The following is a 1,361-nucleotide window of genomic DNA, read 5'->3' on the forward strand; positions in this document are numbered from 1 at the left end:
CCAGCAGTTTGATTCTTAAACTGCTGGAAGCTCTGTTCGACAATGTTGCGGGCCCGATAAATGCTCAGAGCGATAAAAGGATCCTGGACGACGTTCGTGCGGATCACAAAGTTGCCCATGTAGCGGCACGCATCTGCCACTGCCGCGGCATTGCGCATCCAGTGCTGAGGCTCCTTTTTGACCAGGTACCGATGCATTTCTCTGAGCTGCTCCGAATCCACTTTTTTCCCTTGGTTGAGACGGTCAATCGTTTCATCGAGATTCTTTAGAAAGACTCGTTTCTGCTCGGCCCGCAGACACCCGTCCTGATACAAATGCAGTGTGTTGTGAATGTGCTGGCGTCCGGCTGCACCGTCTTCCTGCCACATTTCTGTCGTGGTGTACGCCGCCACTTCTAAGCGGCCATCGGTAAAAGCAGGATCGTCAAGGGAAACGCGGTGCTGATCAAAGAGCCGCCGAACAGAGTCTTCAGCTCGAGTTACACCTTGGACGAATTTCAGTTCCAGGTTGATGAGTTTTTGCATGTTCATCAAGCTGTGATAACCGCGATCCGTCACCAGCACGGTGTTGGAGAGATCAAATTGATGGTCGATCATGCGCTGCACAATAGCCAGATAGAGCTGCTTATCGTTAGTCGAGCCTTCGCTTTCGTAGGCATAGCAGACATCTCCCGTCTCGTAATCCACCCCTAAAGACAGATTCACTTGCCGCAGATGAGGATCCTGTCGGGCATGGCCATAGGCAGCCGAGGCGATGGTCTCTGAGTAAGTGCTGATGCTGGTGGAATCCAAAGCCAAAAACTGCGGGATATCGGCAGCTGAGACCTTTTGTCGTGCTTTTAGCAGACGGTCGTGTCGACGTTTGAAGTACCGGTCCATCAGGCTCTGATCAACCACCGCGAGCTGCTCACTAATGCGCTGGCTCGATAAAGGCTGGGCTTGCGGCAGCCAGACCAAAGCCAGCCAATCCGCGTAATTCATCATGCCGCTGTCTTCCCCGCAGAGGCGATAGATGGCAAAGCGAAGCAGTTCCGTACCCGTATCTTCGCCAAAAGTCTCCTGTAAGTCCTCGAGCAAGCCATGGTCCACAGCGAATTGCCAGGCTGCCCAAGTCAACCCCAGTTCGACATCTTCCCCGCGCCAAGACGGCTGCGGTTCGTTGTCCGTATCCGGCTGCTCGAACGGCTCTTGTTCAATGAGCTGATTATTGTCGTAAAGCCAAAACTTGCCGGCGTATTCCGGGTTATTCGTGAGGAATTTGCGCCCGAGATGGACCTGCCCAGTTTGCGGATCCAAACGCCCGACATGGCATCGTTTCTCAATGCGTGACTGTTTCTTTTCCGGATCCCAGCGATTGCGATA

1 protein-coding gene is annotated in these 1,361 nt (G+C 53.5%); it reads right to left on the reverse strand.

Features of this window, described 5'->3' with window-relative positions; translation table 11 throughout:
* The coding region (locus DES29_RS12660) for an IS1634 family transposase (protein ID WP_249031211.1) at positions 1 to 1,361 on the reverse strand (1,361 nt) is incomplete at both ends.

The organism is Sutterella wadsworthensis (assembly GCF_003315195.1).
Lineage (GTDB): Bacteria > Pseudomonadota > Gammaproteobacteria > Burkholderiales > Burkholderiaceae_F > Sutterella > Sutterella wadsworthensis.